Annotated in this window: 11 protein-coding genes; 2 read left to right on the top strand and 9 right to left on the bottom strand. The window is 72.8% G+C overall.

The features are described 5' to 3' along the window. Positions 1 to 15: 15 nt before the first annotated feature. The 4 genes from HGB44_RS08290 to HGB44_RS08275 all read right to left on the bottom strand — a co-directional run bounded on the left by HGB44_RS08290 (position 16) and on the right by HGB44_RS08275 (position 3,848). Positions 16 to 1,248 (bottom strand): glycosyltransferase family 4 protein, encoded by a 1,233-nt coding sequence (locus HGB44_RS08290; protein WP_061078409.1) that lies wholly within the window; start codon positions 1,246 to 1,248, stop codon positions 16 to 18. Beyond that, entirely contained in the window at positions 1,245 to 2,345 is a 1,101-nt protein-coding gene (locus HGB44_RS08285; protein WP_061078408.1) for a phosphatidylinositol mannoside acyltransferase, read from the bottom strand. The genes HGB44_RS08290 and HGB44_RS08285 overlap by 4 nt, the downstream gene beginning before the upstream one ends. A gap of 39 nt (positions 2,346 to 2,384) precedes the next feature. Then, positions 2,385 to 3,014 (bottom strand): phosphatidylinositol phosphate synthase, encoded by a 630-nt coding sequence (gene pgsA, locus HGB44_RS08280; RefSeq protein ID WP_061078407.1) that lies wholly within the window; start codon positions 3,012 to 3,014, stop codon positions 2,385 to 2,387. 258 nt (positions 3,015 to 3,272) lie between these two features. Then, positions 3,273 to 3,848: an HIT family protein gene (locus HGB44_RS08275; protein ID WP_061078406.1), complete on the bottom strand. Its 576-nt coding sequence runs from the start codon at positions 3,846 to 3,848 to the stop codon at positions 3,273 to 3,275. Positions 3,849 to 4,244: 396 nt separating this feature from the next. On the opposite strand from HGB44_RS08275, the gene HGB44_RS08270 reads away from it, so the two are divergent. Beyond that, a complete protein-coding gene (locus HGB44_RS08270) occupies positions 4,245 to 4,700 on the top strand; it encodes a GNAT family N-acetyltransferase (RefSeq protein ID WP_061078405.1) in 456 nt (151 codons plus the stop codon). Positions 4,701 to 4,709: 9 nt separating this feature from the next. Here the strand turns inward: HGB44_RS08270 and HGB44_RS08265 are convergent, their stop codons facing one another. The 5 genes from HGB44_RS08265 to HGB44_RS08245 form a co-directional block, all read right to left on the bottom strand. Next, positions 4,710 to 6,359 (bottom strand): DUF885 domain-containing protein, encoded by a 1,650-nt coding sequence (locus HGB44_RS08265; RefSeq protein ID WP_210751359.1) that lies wholly within the window; start codon positions 6,357 to 6,359, stop codon positions 4,710 to 4,712. A gap of 121 nt (positions 6,360 to 6,480) precedes the next feature. Continuing rightward, positions 6,481 to 7,074 carry a GTP-binding protein gene (locus HGB44_RS08260; RefSeq protein ID WP_017565656.1) on the bottom strand — a complete coding sequence of 198 codons (594 nt, stop codon included), beginning with the start codon at positions 7,072 to 7,074 and terminating at the stop codon, positions 6,481 to 6,483. Positions 7,075 to 7,108: 34 nt separating this feature from the next. Beyond that, positions 7,109 to 7,525, bottom strand: a complete 417-nt coding sequence (locus HGB44_RS08255) for a DUF742 domain-containing protein (RefSeq protein ID WP_223839293.1) — start codon at positions 7,523 to 7,525, stop codon at positions 7,109 to 7,111. 98 nt (positions 7,526 to 7,623) lie between these two features. Further along, positions 7,624 to 8,025 carry a roadblock/LC7 domain-containing protein gene (locus HGB44_RS08250; RefSeq protein WP_017565654.1) on the bottom strand — a complete coding sequence of 134 codons (402 nt, stop codon included), beginning with the start codon at positions 8,023 to 8,025 and terminating at the stop codon, positions 7,624 to 7,626. 232 nt (positions 8,026 to 8,257) lie between these two features. Continuing rightward, positions 8,258 to 11,524, bottom strand: a complete 3,267-nt coding sequence (locus tag HGB44_RS08245) for a sensor histidine kinase (RefSeq protein ID WP_061078403.1) — start codon at positions 11,522 to 11,524, stop codon at positions 8,258 to 8,260. A gap of 808 nt (positions 11,525 to 12,332) precedes the next feature. Between HGB44_RS08245 and HGB44_RS08240 the strand changes: the two genes are divergently transcribed. Then, positions 12,333 to 13,424 carry a M15 family metallopeptidase gene (locus HGB44_RS08240; protein WP_061078418.1) on the top strand — a complete coding sequence of 364 codons (1,092 nt, stop codon included), beginning with the start codon at positions 12,333 to 12,335 and terminating at the stop codon, positions 13,422 to 13,424. The last annotated feature ends 48 nt before the right edge of the window (positions 13,425 to 13,472 follow it).

Genomic DNA, 13,472 nt, shown 5'->3' with positions numbered 1-13,472 from the left:
CTCCGGCGATCGCGGTCACGTCGCCCCCCGGCGCGGCAGGGCGGTGGCCCCGGGCAGCAGGGCGGTGGCCCGGGGCCCGCCGTCCGGGCTCGCCCCCGCGGAGTAACCGTCCCCGCCCCCGTTCCCGTCCCACAGCAGGACGGTCCGGTAGACGTGGGCGACGTCGGCGGCCACGGTGTCCCAGTCGTAGGCGCGCACCGCTCGGCGGGCGGCACGTGAGAGCTCGGCGCGCCGCCCGGGCGCGTCCAGCAGCGCACCGGCGCGTTCGGCCAGGTGGGCGGGGTCGCCCGCGGCGAACAGCTCCCCCGCGGCGCCGTCGTCCAGGACCGCGGCGAAGGCGGGGATGTCGCTGGCCGCGATGGCCGCGCCGGAGGCCATCGCCTCGGTCAGCACGATGCCGAAGCTCTCCCCGCCCAGGTTGGGCGCGCAGAACACGTCGGCGGAGTGGTAGGCGCGCGCCTTGTCTGCGTCGTCCAGGCGCCCCAGCAGCACGACGCGTTCGCGCAGGTGGGCGGGGACGGTCTCCATGGCCGCCGAGGCGTCACCGGGCCCGGCCACCATCAGACGCAGGCCGGGGCGCTCGTGGGCCATGAGCACGAAGGCCTCCAGCAGGACGCCCAGCCCCTTGCGGGGCTCGTCCAGGCGCCCCAGGAAACCGATCGAGCCGCCCTCGCCCGGCCAGCCGGGCAGGGGGGCGGCGTGCGCGAACCTGCGCACCGCCACCCCGTTGGGAATGAGCACGGCGTCCCCGCCCAGGTGTTCGACCAGGGTGCGCCGTGCGGCCTCGGACACGGCGATGCGGCCGTTGATCTTCTCCATCGCCGAACGCAGCGCGGGGGAGCTCACCGCCATCGCCCGCGACCGGGGGTTGGCGGTGTGGAAGGTGGCCACCACGGGGCCGTCGGCCGCCCAGCACGCCAGCAGTGAGACGCTCGGCGCGGACGGCTCGTGGATGTGCAGGACGTCGAACTCCCCCTCGGCGATCCACCTGCGCACCCGCGAGGCGGCCCTGGGGCCGAAGGTGAGCCGGGCCACCGAGCCGTTGTAGGGCACCGGGACCGGCCTTCCGGCGGGAACGAGGTATCCGGGCAGGGCGCCGGTGTCCGCGTCACCCACCGGAGCCAGTACCGACACCTCGTGCCCCATGCCGGTGAGCGCCTCGGCGAGGTCGCCGACGTGCTGCTGCACCCCGCCCGGGACGTCCCAGGCGTAGGGGCAGACCAGGCCGACCCGCATGCCCACGGTCACCCGTTCCGTTCGTCTCGTCCGGGGGCCCTCTCCCCGCTGCCTTGAGGGGCCCCTACCCCGTTCGCCGCGGGGAACCCTCCCTCCGCGGCCGGTACGGTGCCCCCGCCCGGTGCGCCCGGCCCGTCCGGTGTACCGTCGCCCGGCCCGCCCGGCGCTGTGCCGCCGTCCGTCACTTCAGGCACGGCGGCCTCCCCGGCCCCCTCGCGCACGGCGCGCACGTGGTCGGCGCTGAACACCGGCTGGAGCATGTGCCAGTCCTCGGGGTGCTCGGCGATCGCCCCCTCGAAGACGCGGACCAGCTCCTGGGTCGTGGCCTGGACCCGCTCGGCGCGGGTGGCTCCCCCGGCGACGGGGATCTCGTCGTGGACCCGGATGTTCCAGTACGGGCCGTCGTACCACAGCGAGACCGGCATCAGGGCGGCACCGGTGTTGAGGGCCAGCGCGGCGGGCCCCGCGGGCACGCGCGCACGCTCCCCGAAGAAGTCCACCTCCAGGCCGGTGCCGCCGATGTCGCGATCGGCGAGCAGGCACACCAGGCCGCCCTCGCGCAGCCGCCGGGCCAGGGTGCCCACGGTGCCCGAGCCTCCGGTCAACGGCAGCACCTCCATGCCCAGGGACTCGCGGTAGGCGGTGAAGCGCTGGAACAGGCTCTCGGGGCGCAGCCGCTGGGCGACGGTGGTCAGCGGGGTGCCCCTCAGGGCGATCCAGGCTCCGGCGTGGTCCCAGTTGCCCATGTGGGGCAGGGCGGCGACCACGCCGCGGCCCGACCGGACGTGCTTCTCCAGTACCTCGATCCCGGTGGCGCGGGTCCGGCCCAGGACGTACTCCTCGCTCATCGCGGGGAGGCGGAACATCTCGTAGTAGTAGCGCATGTAGGAGCGCATGCCCGCGCGGGAGAGCGCGCGCAGCTGGGCGTCGGTGGCGCCGGGTCCGACCAGGCGCCTCAGGTTGCGCTCCAGGCCGCGTGTGCTCTCGTCGTGGGCTCGCCAGGAGCGGTCGGCCAGGCGTTGGAACACCGCCCGCCCCGCACGCTCGGGCGTGCGGCGGATCACCGTCCACCCCGCCGTGTAGGCCAGGTCGGCCGTGCGTTCGTCCACGTCGTGTCCCCGTTCCCGGTCTCCCTGTTTCGCGTGTGCTCAGGCTCCGCTGTTGGCTTCGCCGGTTCCCGCGGCGCCCTCGGCGTAGTCGGGGTCGTTGAGGCGGGCGCGGGTCTCCACCAGGCGCTGGAGGACGGTGAGCAGGCTCATCGCGGCCAACAGCCACAGGCCGCCCGCGAGGACGTAGGGCACGTCCAGGCCGCCGAGGCCCACGGCGACGAGGATGACCACCAGGCGCTCGGTGCGCTCGGCGACGCCGACGTCGCAGTTGACGCCCAGCCCCTCGGCCCGGGCCTTGATGTAGGACACCATGAAGCCGCTGACCAGGCAGAAGAGGGCGAGTCCGGCGAGCAGGGGGTCGTCGCCCTCACCGATGAACCACCACAGGAGCCCGGCGAGGATGGCGGCGTCGGCGACCCGGTCGAGGCTGGAGTCGAGGAAGGCGCCGAACGCGCTGGCGCTGTCGCGGGCCCTGGCCACGGCCCCGTCGAGCATGTCGAAGAGCACGAAGACGGTGACGACGACCGACCCGGCGTACAGCTGTCCCTGCGGATAGAAGTACAGGGCGCTGACGACGACGCCGAGGGCGCCGACGATGGTGACGATGTTCGGTGTGAGGCCGAGGCGGGCCAGGCTCCGGCCGAGCGGAGTGGTGACCCGGGAGATCATGGGGCGAAGGATTCTCAGCATGTCTTCTTGGAATCGTAGGGCGGGAAGGGTCGCGGGGGTGGGAACCGCACCGGCGGGGCGGCTCGGGGTGGGAACCGCGCCGGCGGGGGCGGCTCGGGGGTCGGGCTGTGCGGGTTCGCGTGGGTCGGTGGGTTCGGTGGGTTCGGGTTGGCGCAGGTGAGCTCGGGCGGCTCGGGTGGACTCGTGGGGGACGGGGCGGCGTCCGGGGGCATGTCGCGTGTTCCCGTGGGACGCGCCCTAGTCTCTGGGCCAGTGCGCGGCGACCCTGGCCCGGGTCTGCTCCAGCATCTCGGGCAGCACCTTGGTCCGGCCGACCACGGGCATGAAGTTGGCGTCGCCGCCCCAGCGGGGAACGATGTGCTGGTGCAGGTGGGCCGCGATCCCGGCACCGGCCGCGCCGCCGAGGTTCATGCCGACGTTGAAGCCCTGCGGCCCGTAGGCGGCGCCCAGCGCCCGGATGCCCGCCTGGGTGAGGGCGGCCACCTCCGCGGTCTCGTCCTCGTCCAGGGCTGTGTAGTCGGACACGTGGCGGTAGGGGCAGATCAGCAGGTGGCCGCTGTTGTAGGGGTAGAGGTTGAGGACCGCGTAGGCCGACTTGCCCCGGGCGACCACGAGGCCTTCGGGGTCGGACAGTCCGGGGGCGCGACAGAAGGGACACCCGTCCTCGGGGCGCGAGCCGCTGGGCTTGCCCTCGCCTTTGACGTAGGCCATGCGGTGTGGCGTCCACAGTCGCTCCCAGCCGTCGGGGCTCCCCGTGCCCGTGCCGGGAGGGTCGATCGGAACGTCTCCGTGCTCGTTGTCGGCACCGCGCATGGCTCGTCCGTTTCCGTCGCCTGTCCGTACTCTCTCGCGTCTCCAGCATAGAAGCGCGGTGGCGACCGCGGGTCGAACCCGAACCGGCCTGTGGACAACTCCGCGGGATCCGGTCGCGCCTGGCACAGCCGCCGGTGTACCAACGCGTGGGGAGCGGCCGGAGTGCCCGCCCGTACGGGTGTGCGCCCGTCCCGGTGTCCGGCCCGGCGGGTGGGAGTCGATCCCTTCAGCCGTGACCCGCCCCGACGGGTGAGAGGTCGGGGGCCCGGGAACAGCGGCCCCGAGGAGGTGGAGCGTCCGGCGCACCGCCGGCCACACGGTTCGTGGTTGTCCGTCGGCCGGGTGCCCACGGGTGCCCGGCGGGGCTTTCCCGGACGCTTTGTAGGATCGGCGCCCGTGAGCACACTCCGTCCCGCCGTTCCAGCGGACCTCGAAGCCCTCACCGTCTTCCTGCGCGGGGTCGACCTGACCCTGAGCGGACTCGACTCGCCGTCGGTGCGCCTGTGGATCGAACGGGACGCCGACGGGTCCGTCGCCGCCACGACCGGCTTCGAGCTCAGCGCCGACGGCCGCGACGCCCTCATCCGCAGCGTGGCCGTCCGGGAGGACCGGCGCCGTGCGGGCGCCGGGTCCGTGCTGGCCCGCCACGCGATCAGCCGGGCGGCCGGGCTGGGCGCGCGGCGGGCCTGGCTGTTCAGCCGCCGTTCGGGGCCCTTCTGGCGGGGGCTCGGCTTCGAGGAGGCCGACCGCCGCGAGCTGGCCCGCAGGCTCCCCGACACGCACCAGGTGCGCCTGTTCGTGGAGACGGGACAGCTGGACCGCGAGGTCGCCTGGCGGCGCCGACTGCTCTGATCCGGTTTCCTACAGCCCCAGCAGGGTGCGCAGGTGGCGCGGGGGCGGGCTGCCGTGGGCGAGCATCGCGTCGTGGCGCTCGCGCTCGGTGAGCGCGGGCCGGGCCAGGGCCAGGTCGCTCGCGATGTCGGAGACCTCCGCGTAGCCCACGTAGTAGGTGGACAGCTGGGCGCTGGTGAGCTGGGCCCGGCGCCACTTGCCGACGGCCTCGCCCTCCTCCTGGTGCCCGCGCCGGGTCATCAGGGAGATCGCCTCGGCCTCGGTGAGGTCGCCGGTGTGCAGGCGCACGTCCAGGATCGCGTTGATGATCATCCGCAGGCGCATCTTGAGCTGTACCAGGCGCAGGGCCAGGTCCTCGCGCCGGTCGCCGGACCAGCCGTGGCGGGCCAGAACCTCCTCGGCGTAGACCGCCCAGCCCTCCACGAAGGTGCCGCTCCACAGGACCCGGCGCACCCGGGTGCCGCCCTCGTGGCGGGCGGCGTGGGCGAGTTGGAGCGCGTGCCCCGGCACGGCCTCGTGGGCCATGAGGTTGCGCAGCATGCCCGCGTTGTACTCGCGGAAGAACGACTCCCTGCGCTCGGCGGGCCAGTCCTCGGGCGGCGGGGCCACCGCGACCAGGGTCGCCTGCTCCCCGGCACGCGGGTCGAGGGGGCCGGGAGGCTCGCAGTAGGCCACCGACACCCCGCGGCGGGCCTCGGGCATCGGGACGATCCGGACGGGGTCGTCGTGGACCGTGACGACGTCCAGCGCGCGCACCCGCTCGTTCAGGTGCAGGAGGGCGTCGGCGCAGGCGGGACGGACGGTGTCGGCGTCGGTGGCGCCCCGTGCGGCCAGCTCGGCGAGCGCCTCGGCCACCCCCTCGCGTCGGCGCGTCCCGCCCAGGTACTCGGCCGCCGTCTCGGCGATCGCCTCCTCCGTGGCGAGCAGGTCGCTCTCGGCGCGCACCAGCAGCGCCTCGGGCGAGAGTTCGGAGTCGAGGGTGTACCAGAGCTGGGCGGCGAAGTCGCGCTCCCCCAGGCGGGGGTCGGCGGTGGCGGTCTCCAGCCGGTCGCGCAGCCAGGCAGCGTGCTCCTCCACGGCCGCCAGGGCGGCCTCGCGGGCCGGTTCCAGGTCGGAGGGCGCTCCTCCCGCGGCCAGGGCGGGCACGTCGGAGGCGAGCATGGCACGGGCCCCGGCCGCCTGGGCCAGGGCCGTCTCCACGTGCACGCGGGGCATGCCGGAGCCCTCCGACAGGCGCGAGCGGGCGGTGGCGAGGTAGTCGGGCAGGGCCGCGCAGCGCGCGGCGAGCGCCGACAGGCGTTCGGGGAGGGGCAGGACCCCGCGTTCCACGAGGGCGTGCAGGGCCTCGCCCGGCGAGTACAGCAGCGGGTCCCACGTGTGCGGGCGCAGTTCCGCGGTGTGCCACAGGTCGGCGCTGACGCGGGTCCGCAGCACCTCCAGGTCGACCCGGTCGCCGACGGGGACGAGGTCGGGGTCGATCTCGTCCAGGGAGCCGAGGGCGTCGGTGAGCACGGAGACGCGGCGCACGTCGGCCTCGGCGGAGTGGTCGGACAGACGGGAGGCGCCACGGGTGTCGCCCAGTTCCAGGGCCCACTCGGGGGCGTCGTGGAGCAGGGAGTCGAGCACGCGCTCGGCCACCTCGCGGAACCGCCTGGTCATCGCCTCTGGGTCGGGCTGGGAGGAAGAGCTCATGGCGCCATGATGCCAGCACAGACGCCCGGTTCCCGTCCGACGGGAACCGGGCCGTGCTCTGTGCGGGACCCCGGCCCGGGTGGCCCTCCTAGCGCCAGGAGTTCTGGCCGCCCGTGGAAGTGGGCTGTCCGGCCGCGCCCTCGGGGTCCCCCACCGTGATGGCGTGCTCGACGAGGGTGATGAGCGTCGACTTGGTGGAGGCCTTGTCACGGGCGTCCACCTGGACGATCGGGATCTCCGGGCTGAGCGTCAGCGCGTCCCGGACCTCGTCGGCCGCGTGGGGGTAGTAGCCGTCGAACCCGTTGATCCCCACGATGAAGGGCAGACGCGCCTCCTCGAAGTAGTCGATCGCGGGGAAGCAGTCCGCCAGGCGGCGGGTGTCCACCAGCACGACGGCGCCGATGGCGCCCTTGACCAGGTCGTCCCACATGAACCAGAACCGGTGCTGTCCGGGGGTGCCGAACAGGTACAGGATCAGGTCGGAGTCGAGGGAGACGCGGCCGAAGTCCATCGCCACGGTGGTGGTCTGCTTGTCCGGCGTCTTTGCGAGGTCGTCCACCCCGACGCTGGCGCTGGTCATGACCGCCTCGGTGGTCAGCGGCACGATCTCGGAGACGGAGCCAACGAATGTCGTCTTCCCGACACCGAAGCCCCCGGCGACGACGATCTTGACCGACGTCATCGCGTTCCCCCCAGCACCGCCTTCCTCGGCTGGGCTAGAGCTTGCGAAGTCCACTGAGCACCCTTTCAAGCAGGTTGGTGTTGGGACGGGCGTCGTTGTTGAGCGAGGACCTGATCTGGACCAGTCCCTGCTCGGACATGTCCGCCACAAGCACCCGCGCCACACCGAGCGGCATCCGCAACAGCGCGGAGATCTCCGCCACGGAACGCCATTCCCGGCACAGGTCGCTGATCGCCTGCCATTCGGGCGTCAGCGTCCCAGACTCGTTGCGGGCCGCCGCGGTGGCCGAGATCAGGGCTTCCAGGGGAAGCTGCGACTTCGGCTTGGTGCGGCCCTTGGTCACCGCGTAGGGACGGACCAGAGAACTGGGCGCGCTCCCCGCAGCGGATCGTTGGTCGTACGGTTGTTGGATTGGTCGGGGAACATCTCCGCCGCCCGGAACCGCCGGCATTCCCCCCGTGGGGGGACCGCTCGGCTGTTGTCCGAACCACGAGGCGCTCCCGGCATCTCTACTGTGAGGTGCCACCACTTCCTCCTGTCGGTGGTGGTTCAGTGGATTCCCGAGGTGCGCGCCGTTGGTGTCAGCGCCCGCCCCGCCCGCTCGACGAGCAGGGTCATCTCGTACGCGACCAGACCCAGGTCGCTCTCAGCCGACGCCAGGACCGCGAGGCAGGAGCCGTCACTGATGGCCATGATGAGCATCAGCCCCCGCTCCATCTCCACGACGGTCTGGGCGACCGCTCCACCCTCGAACACCCGGGCAGCACCCTGCGTCAGGCTCGACAGACCGGAGGCGATGGCCGCCAGCTGGTCGGCCCGGTCCGTGGGGAAGCCCGCCGACGAGGCCAACGGAAGGCCGTCAGAGGAGACGACGATCGCGTGGGCGACATCGGGGACACGGTCGGCAAAGTCAGTGATCAACCAGTTGAGTTCATTCACCTGTCGACTCATCTGATCTCCTGTCCAGTTTCGCCGGCTGGTCTCTGGGCACTGCTACCGCCGGCACGGCATGTGACAGCACTGCCTCTACGAACTGCCCGGCCCCTCCCGTGGGGGTGGCCGGGAGTCTGGTGTTCTGCTCTCGTCAAGCTGTGGGTAAGACGCGTCCGAGAAGCTCGGTAGATGCTATTGCATCCAGCCCCTGGGATTAAGGGGGACCCCGTCCCACCAGGTTCCACTGAGGTCACCTCTCCGTCGGGCCTTCCCCGAGCCGGTCCCGTCCCTCGCGGACGCCCTTCTGGAAGCCCGAGAAGCGGTTGCGGACGCGGTCCGCGCTGCGCGTGGGCATCTGCTTGAAGTTCTCCGGCTTGGGCGCCGTCCCCGGAACAAGGTTTGCCTTGGGAACGCGTTTTGGCAAGCCCGAGGTGGTCAGCCCGTCCGCCCGGGGCTCCGCGGCGGTGCGCGCGGCCTTCCAGCCGCGGTCGGCCGCGGAGGTCCACTCCTGGTCGGAGCGGGCCCCCTGGGCGGGACGGGACGCCTGGTCGGTGCCGCCCGGGGAGCGCTGCTCCTGGGCCGCCGGGACCTGCTGGATCGGGCCGGTCTCGGTCGTGTCCACCGTGGGGCCGCCGCTGCGGCGCTTGAACCAGTTGGACTCGATCGCGTCGAAGATCGGCAGCGAGTCGCTCTCCTCACCCGACGGGGTGGGCGGCACGACGGTGTTGTTCGGCCCCTGGGCGCCACCGTAGCGGCGGGAGAGGTAGGCGGTCGAGCCGTACCCCTCGCGGGAGTCGATGCCCCCGGAGCGCCAGTTTCCGCCGTCCTGGGACGAGGGGACCGCCGGGAAGGTCTCGGTGTTGTCGTCACGCTCCCTGGCCGCGGGACGCTCGTGGGCGCCGGTGTCGCGGCCGCCGAACGCGTGGCCCGAGCCGTTGCCGGAGAAGGCCTCGCCGCCCGCGGACGCGCCGTTGTCGGAGGAGGCTCCGTTGTGGCCGCCCGACTGCGCGCCGGTGTTGCCGAACACGTCGTGGGACTCGTTCGCCGTGGGGCGGAACGCGCCGGTGTCGGTGGCGGGTCGGCGGAACTCGCCCGTGTCGCCGGTGGGGCGGCGGAAGGCACCGGTGTCGGAGGGCCTGCTGAAGGACCCGGTGTCCGACGAGCGGCCCACGGAGCCGCCGCCGAAGGAGTCGCCCCGGGGGCTCGGGTCGAAGAAGTTGCGTCCGCCGCTCTCGGGCTGCGGGCGCTGGGGCTCGTCGTCCTCGGAGGCGTCGTAGGGGTCGACCACGGGCTGGCCGTTGGCGCCGCCGGAGGAGGCCCCGGTGGTCCCGGCTCCCCTGGTGGTGTCCCACACCGAACCGGTGCTGGTGTTGCCCCACAGGTCCTGCCCGCTGGGCGGGTGCTCCTCGGGGTGGGACCCGGTGGGCTGGCGCCTGGGCAGACCGCCCAGGTCGCCCGGGACGCTGCCGCTCTCCTGGGTCTGCCAGGGGTCGTTCGGCTCGACGGGCGCCGGGGTGGAGGCGAAGGCCGCCTCGGCGTCGGCGTAGGTGTTGGGCACGCCCGAGGTGAGCTCGGGACGGCTGTCCGCGCCGCCCAGGGCGTGCTGGCCCTCGACCGGGGTGATCAGCAGGTCCGGCGGGAAGATGACGTGCGCGGTGGTTCCGCCGCCGTGCGCCTCCTCCAGGCGCAGCCTGACACCGTGGCGGTGGGCCAGGCGCGAGACCACGAACAGGCCCATGCGGCGAGAGACCGCGACGTCGATGACCGGCGGGGCGGCCAGACGGGCGTTGATCCCCGCCATGTCCTCCGGCGCCATGCCGATGCCGCTGTCGGTGACGTCGACCTGGACGCCGCCGTTGTCGAGGGTCTTGGCGCTGACCAGGACCTCGGTGTCGTGCGGGGAGAACGAGGTGGCGTTCTCCACCAGCTCGGCGACCAGGTGGATGACGTCGTTGACGGGGCGGCCGAGCACCGAGATGTGGGAGGGGGCGCGCACGTTGACGCGCTCGTACTGCTCGACCTCGGAGACGGCGCCGCGCAGGACGTCGACCAGCGGGACGGGCTGGGCCCACTTGCGGGTGTTGTCCTGGCCGGACAGGACCAGCAGGTTCTCGTTGTTGCGGCGCATGCGCGTGGCGAGGTGGTCCAGCTGGAACAGGTCGGAGAGGCGGTCGGCGTCCTGCTCGGACTGCTCCAGGCCGTCGATGAGGCGCAGCTGCCGTTCCACCAGGGTCTGGCTGCGGCGGGACAGGTTGACGAACATCGCGTTGACGTTGCTGCGCAGCGCGGCCTCGTCGGAGGCCAGGGTGAGCGCGACGCGGTGGACGTCGTCGAAGGCGCGGGCGACCTCGCCGATCTCGTCGTGGGTGTCGACCTCGATCGGGGTGACCTTGACGTTCTCGGGGACCGTCCCGGCCTCCTGCATCCGGTTGATCGCGTCGGGCAGGTCGCGCTCGGCGACCCGGCGCGCGCCGTCCTCCAGGGAGCGCAGGGGGCGCACCAGGGAGCGGACCACGAGGGAGGTGAGGACGAAGACCGCCAGGAGCACGGCCGCGACGACGAGGAGGTCGATCAGGGCGCGGCCCATGGCCTCGTCGCGCAGGGCGTTGGCGTCGGCGGCGATGCCCTGCGCGATGCCCTCCTCGACCGTCTGGAGGCGTCCCAGGGCCACGTCGGCGATCTCGCGGTAGTCCTCGGGGCCGTCGTTGGCGGTCACACCGGTGAGGTCGTCCTGGCGGTCGGCGCGGTACATCACGCGCATGCGCATCGTGGAGACCTGGCTGACCTCCAGACCGGTGAAGTTGTCGTCGAAGATCTGCCGCTGCTCCTCGGAGGCGGCCTGGACGAAGTTGGAGATCTCGCTCTCGTAGCGGGCTCGCGCGGAGTCGATGGCCTCGGCGACACCGCCGGTCATCGTGTTGCGGGCCAGGGAGTGGCCCATCAGCGCGGTCTCGTAGGAGAGCTGGTCCCGGGCGGTGGACAGCGCGGTCAGCGTGCGCACGCTCTCGCGCAGGTCGGTGTCGCCGGTCTCGTCCGCCATCGTCTGGTTGAACTCGGCCAGCGAGCGGGTGATCGCGCGGTACTTGGTGACCACCGGCAGGACGGTGATACGGGTCTCGTCGACCTCGGTGCGCAGGGCTTCCACCGTGGAGAGCTGGCTGCGCATGCTGGTCAGGCGGCTCGTGGCGGTCTCGGTGTCCACCTCGCCCATGTCGTCCAGGCGGGCGGTGAGGGTCTGCTGGAGGTCGCGGGAGGCGTCGCGCTCCTCCTCCATCCGCTGGCGAAGCTCGTCCGAGCGCCGCGCGGGGTCGGCGTTGTCGGAGATGTAGACCGCGCTGGCGCTTCGCTCGTGGCCCAGCTGGTTGGCCAGCTCCACGATGAGGACGCCCACCTCGGCGCGGTCCTGGATGTGCGCGTGGGTGACGGTGGAGACCGCCGCCTCGTAGACCCGCAGGCCGCCGAGCGCCAGGGCTACCGCGGTGGGGATGACGATGAGGGCCACCAGCCGGGAGCGCACCCGCCAGTTACGTGGCCGCCACCAGTCGGCTCTGCGCTTGGGCGTGGCATCGGCATGTTCGGCCTGCGCTGCCTCGCTCTGCGCGCCGGCCCCGTTTTTCGTCGCTCGTGTCGACACGGACCCTCGCAACCTTTCGTGTCGCCGCTTCGAGCGGCTGGTTGGCCCCCAGGGGTCGACCGCTCCAACCGAAGGCTCTTCGGGGAAATCGGTACAGACCACGAGGTCCACCGAGCCGGAAGCGGCGGGAATGTGGGGAGATGTGAAGACTGTCCGCTGGACTCGCCTGGGATGAGAGGAGCCGCGCACCCGAAGATCTCCGTAGGTGCGCGTGCGGTGGATAGCGTACCAATGGGCGCGAAGGACTCGCTTCGGCGGTTTGACGGCGATCAGCGGGATCTTCTTCCCCTGACCGGTACATAATGCCTGTCATTCTCGGCATTATGGCCGATGTGCCAGGTCAGGGATGGCGTCCGAAACCATCCCGGGACTGAGGTAACTTTTTGGACACACCGCCAGCTTCCCCACCAACACCCCACCGACATGACATCGTGACAAGACGGTAGACGCAGGTCCCGGGGAGGAAGCGGAAATGCGTGCCTCGTCATGTCCTGGATCACACACACTCGGTGACAAAGCGAAAGCGAAGGGTTCTGCCCGCGGGAAAACCCGCGGACCCTCCGTACGCGCCTTTTCGGTCAGCGCCGCGCTTCCGGCCGGCCTCGCGGTGCTGCTCTGTCTCTCCACCGCCGCGCCCGGGGCCGCCTCCGACGGCGGCGACTCGGCGGGGACCGCGCTGGGGAGCGTGCGGGTGGAACTGGCCGCGCTGCGCGCGAACATGGAGACGCTGCGCCAGGAGGCGTCGGAGAAGATCGAGCGCTACGAGGCCGAGCGCGAACGCCTCACCGAGCTGACCGAGCGCAGCCGCGAGGCGGAGGAGCGCGCGGGGGAGGCCGACGAGCGCGGCGAGACGGCCCGCCTGGCCGCCGCCCGCCAGGCCGCCACCGCCTACAAGGGCGGCGAGCTGGGCATGGTCAACGCCTGGGCCGGGCCCGAGGGGCCCACCGGGATGCTCGAACGGGGCGCCTACCTGACCCTGCTCGGTTCGCACCGGGAGGCCGACGTGGGCCGCGCCGAGGCCGCGCGGGTGGCCACCGACACCCTCGCCGAAGTCGCCGAGACCGCGCGGACGGAGCAGGCCGAGGCGGTCGGGGACGCCAGGAGCGCCCGGGAGGACGCGGTGGAGGCCGTGGCCGACCAGGAGGCGGCGCTGGAGGACCTGTTGGAGGAGCAGACCCGGCTGGAGGCGCGGCTCGCGGAGGTGCGCGACGCCGAGGCCGCGGAGAGGCGGCGCGAGGAGGCGCTGCGCGACGCCCGGGCCGCGAACTCCCCCGAGGGTTCGGTGCAGGACGAAAAAGACGACAATGACTATTGGCACAATGGCGAAAAGGGCGGCGGGGAGGGAATTCCCGTCGCGGAAAGCGCCGACCACGGGTGCACCGGGGGCGTCGCGACCGCCCACGCCAACGGACGGATCCCGGAGTCGGTGCTGTGCCCCCTGCCCCAGCCCGGCGAGCGGCTGCGCTCCGACGCGGCCGAGGCCTTCATCGAACTCGACGGCGACTACCGCGAGGCGTTCGGACGGCCGATGTGCGTGGCCGACTCCTACCGGCCCTACCACGAGCAGGTGCGCCTGTTCCAGGAGATGGTGCCCGGTATGGCCGCCCGGCCCGGGACGAGCCAGCACGGCCTGGGCCTGGCCGTGGACCTGTGCGGCGGCGTGAACACCCTCGGCACCGCCGAGCACCGGTGGATGCTGGCCCACGCGCCCGCCCACGGCTGGCACAACCCGCCCTGGGCCCGCGGCGGCTTCGAACCCTGGCACTGGGAGTTCACCCCCTAGGGCCGGGACCGCGAGGGTCCGCCGCGTCCCCCCCCCTCCGCCGTGACC

The organism is Nocardiopsis alborubida (genome assembly GCF_012396365.1).
GTDB classification, from domain to species: domain Bacteria; phylum Actinomycetota; class Actinomycetes; order Streptosporangiales; family Streptosporangiaceae; genus Nocardiopsis; species Nocardiopsis alborubida.
The sequence above is the reverse complement of the archived record's forward strand: the minus strand, read 5'-3'. Positions and strand labels throughout refer to the sequence as shown.

Excerpts from the sequence above, each read along its gene's own strand:
- HGB44_RS08255 (WP_223839293.1), bottom strand. The coding sequence starts at position 7,525 with ATGCCGGCGGTTCCGGGCGGCGGAGATGTTCCCCGACCAATCCAACAA.
- HGB44_RS08275 (WP_061078406.1), bottom strand. The coding sequence starts at position 3,848 with ATGCGCGGTGCCGACAACGAGCACGGAGACGTTCCGATCGACCCTCCC.
- pgsA (WP_061078407.1), bottom strand. The coding sequence starts at position 3,014 with ATGATCTCCCGGGTCACCACTCCGCTCGGCCGGAGCCTGGCCCGCCTC.
- HGB44_RS08260 (WP_017565656.1), bottom strand. The coding sequence starts at position 7,074 with ATGACGTCGGTCAAGATCGTCGTCGCCGGGGGCTTCGGTGTCGGGAAG.
- HGB44_RS08250 (WP_017565654.1), bottom strand. The coding sequence starts at position 8,025 with ATGAGTCGACAGGTGAATGAACTCAACTGGTTGATCACTGACTTTGCC.
- HGB44_RS08265 (WP_210751359.1), bottom strand. The coding sequence starts at position 6,359 with ATGACCAGGCGGTTCCGCGAGGTGGCCGAGCGCGTGCTCGACTCCCTG.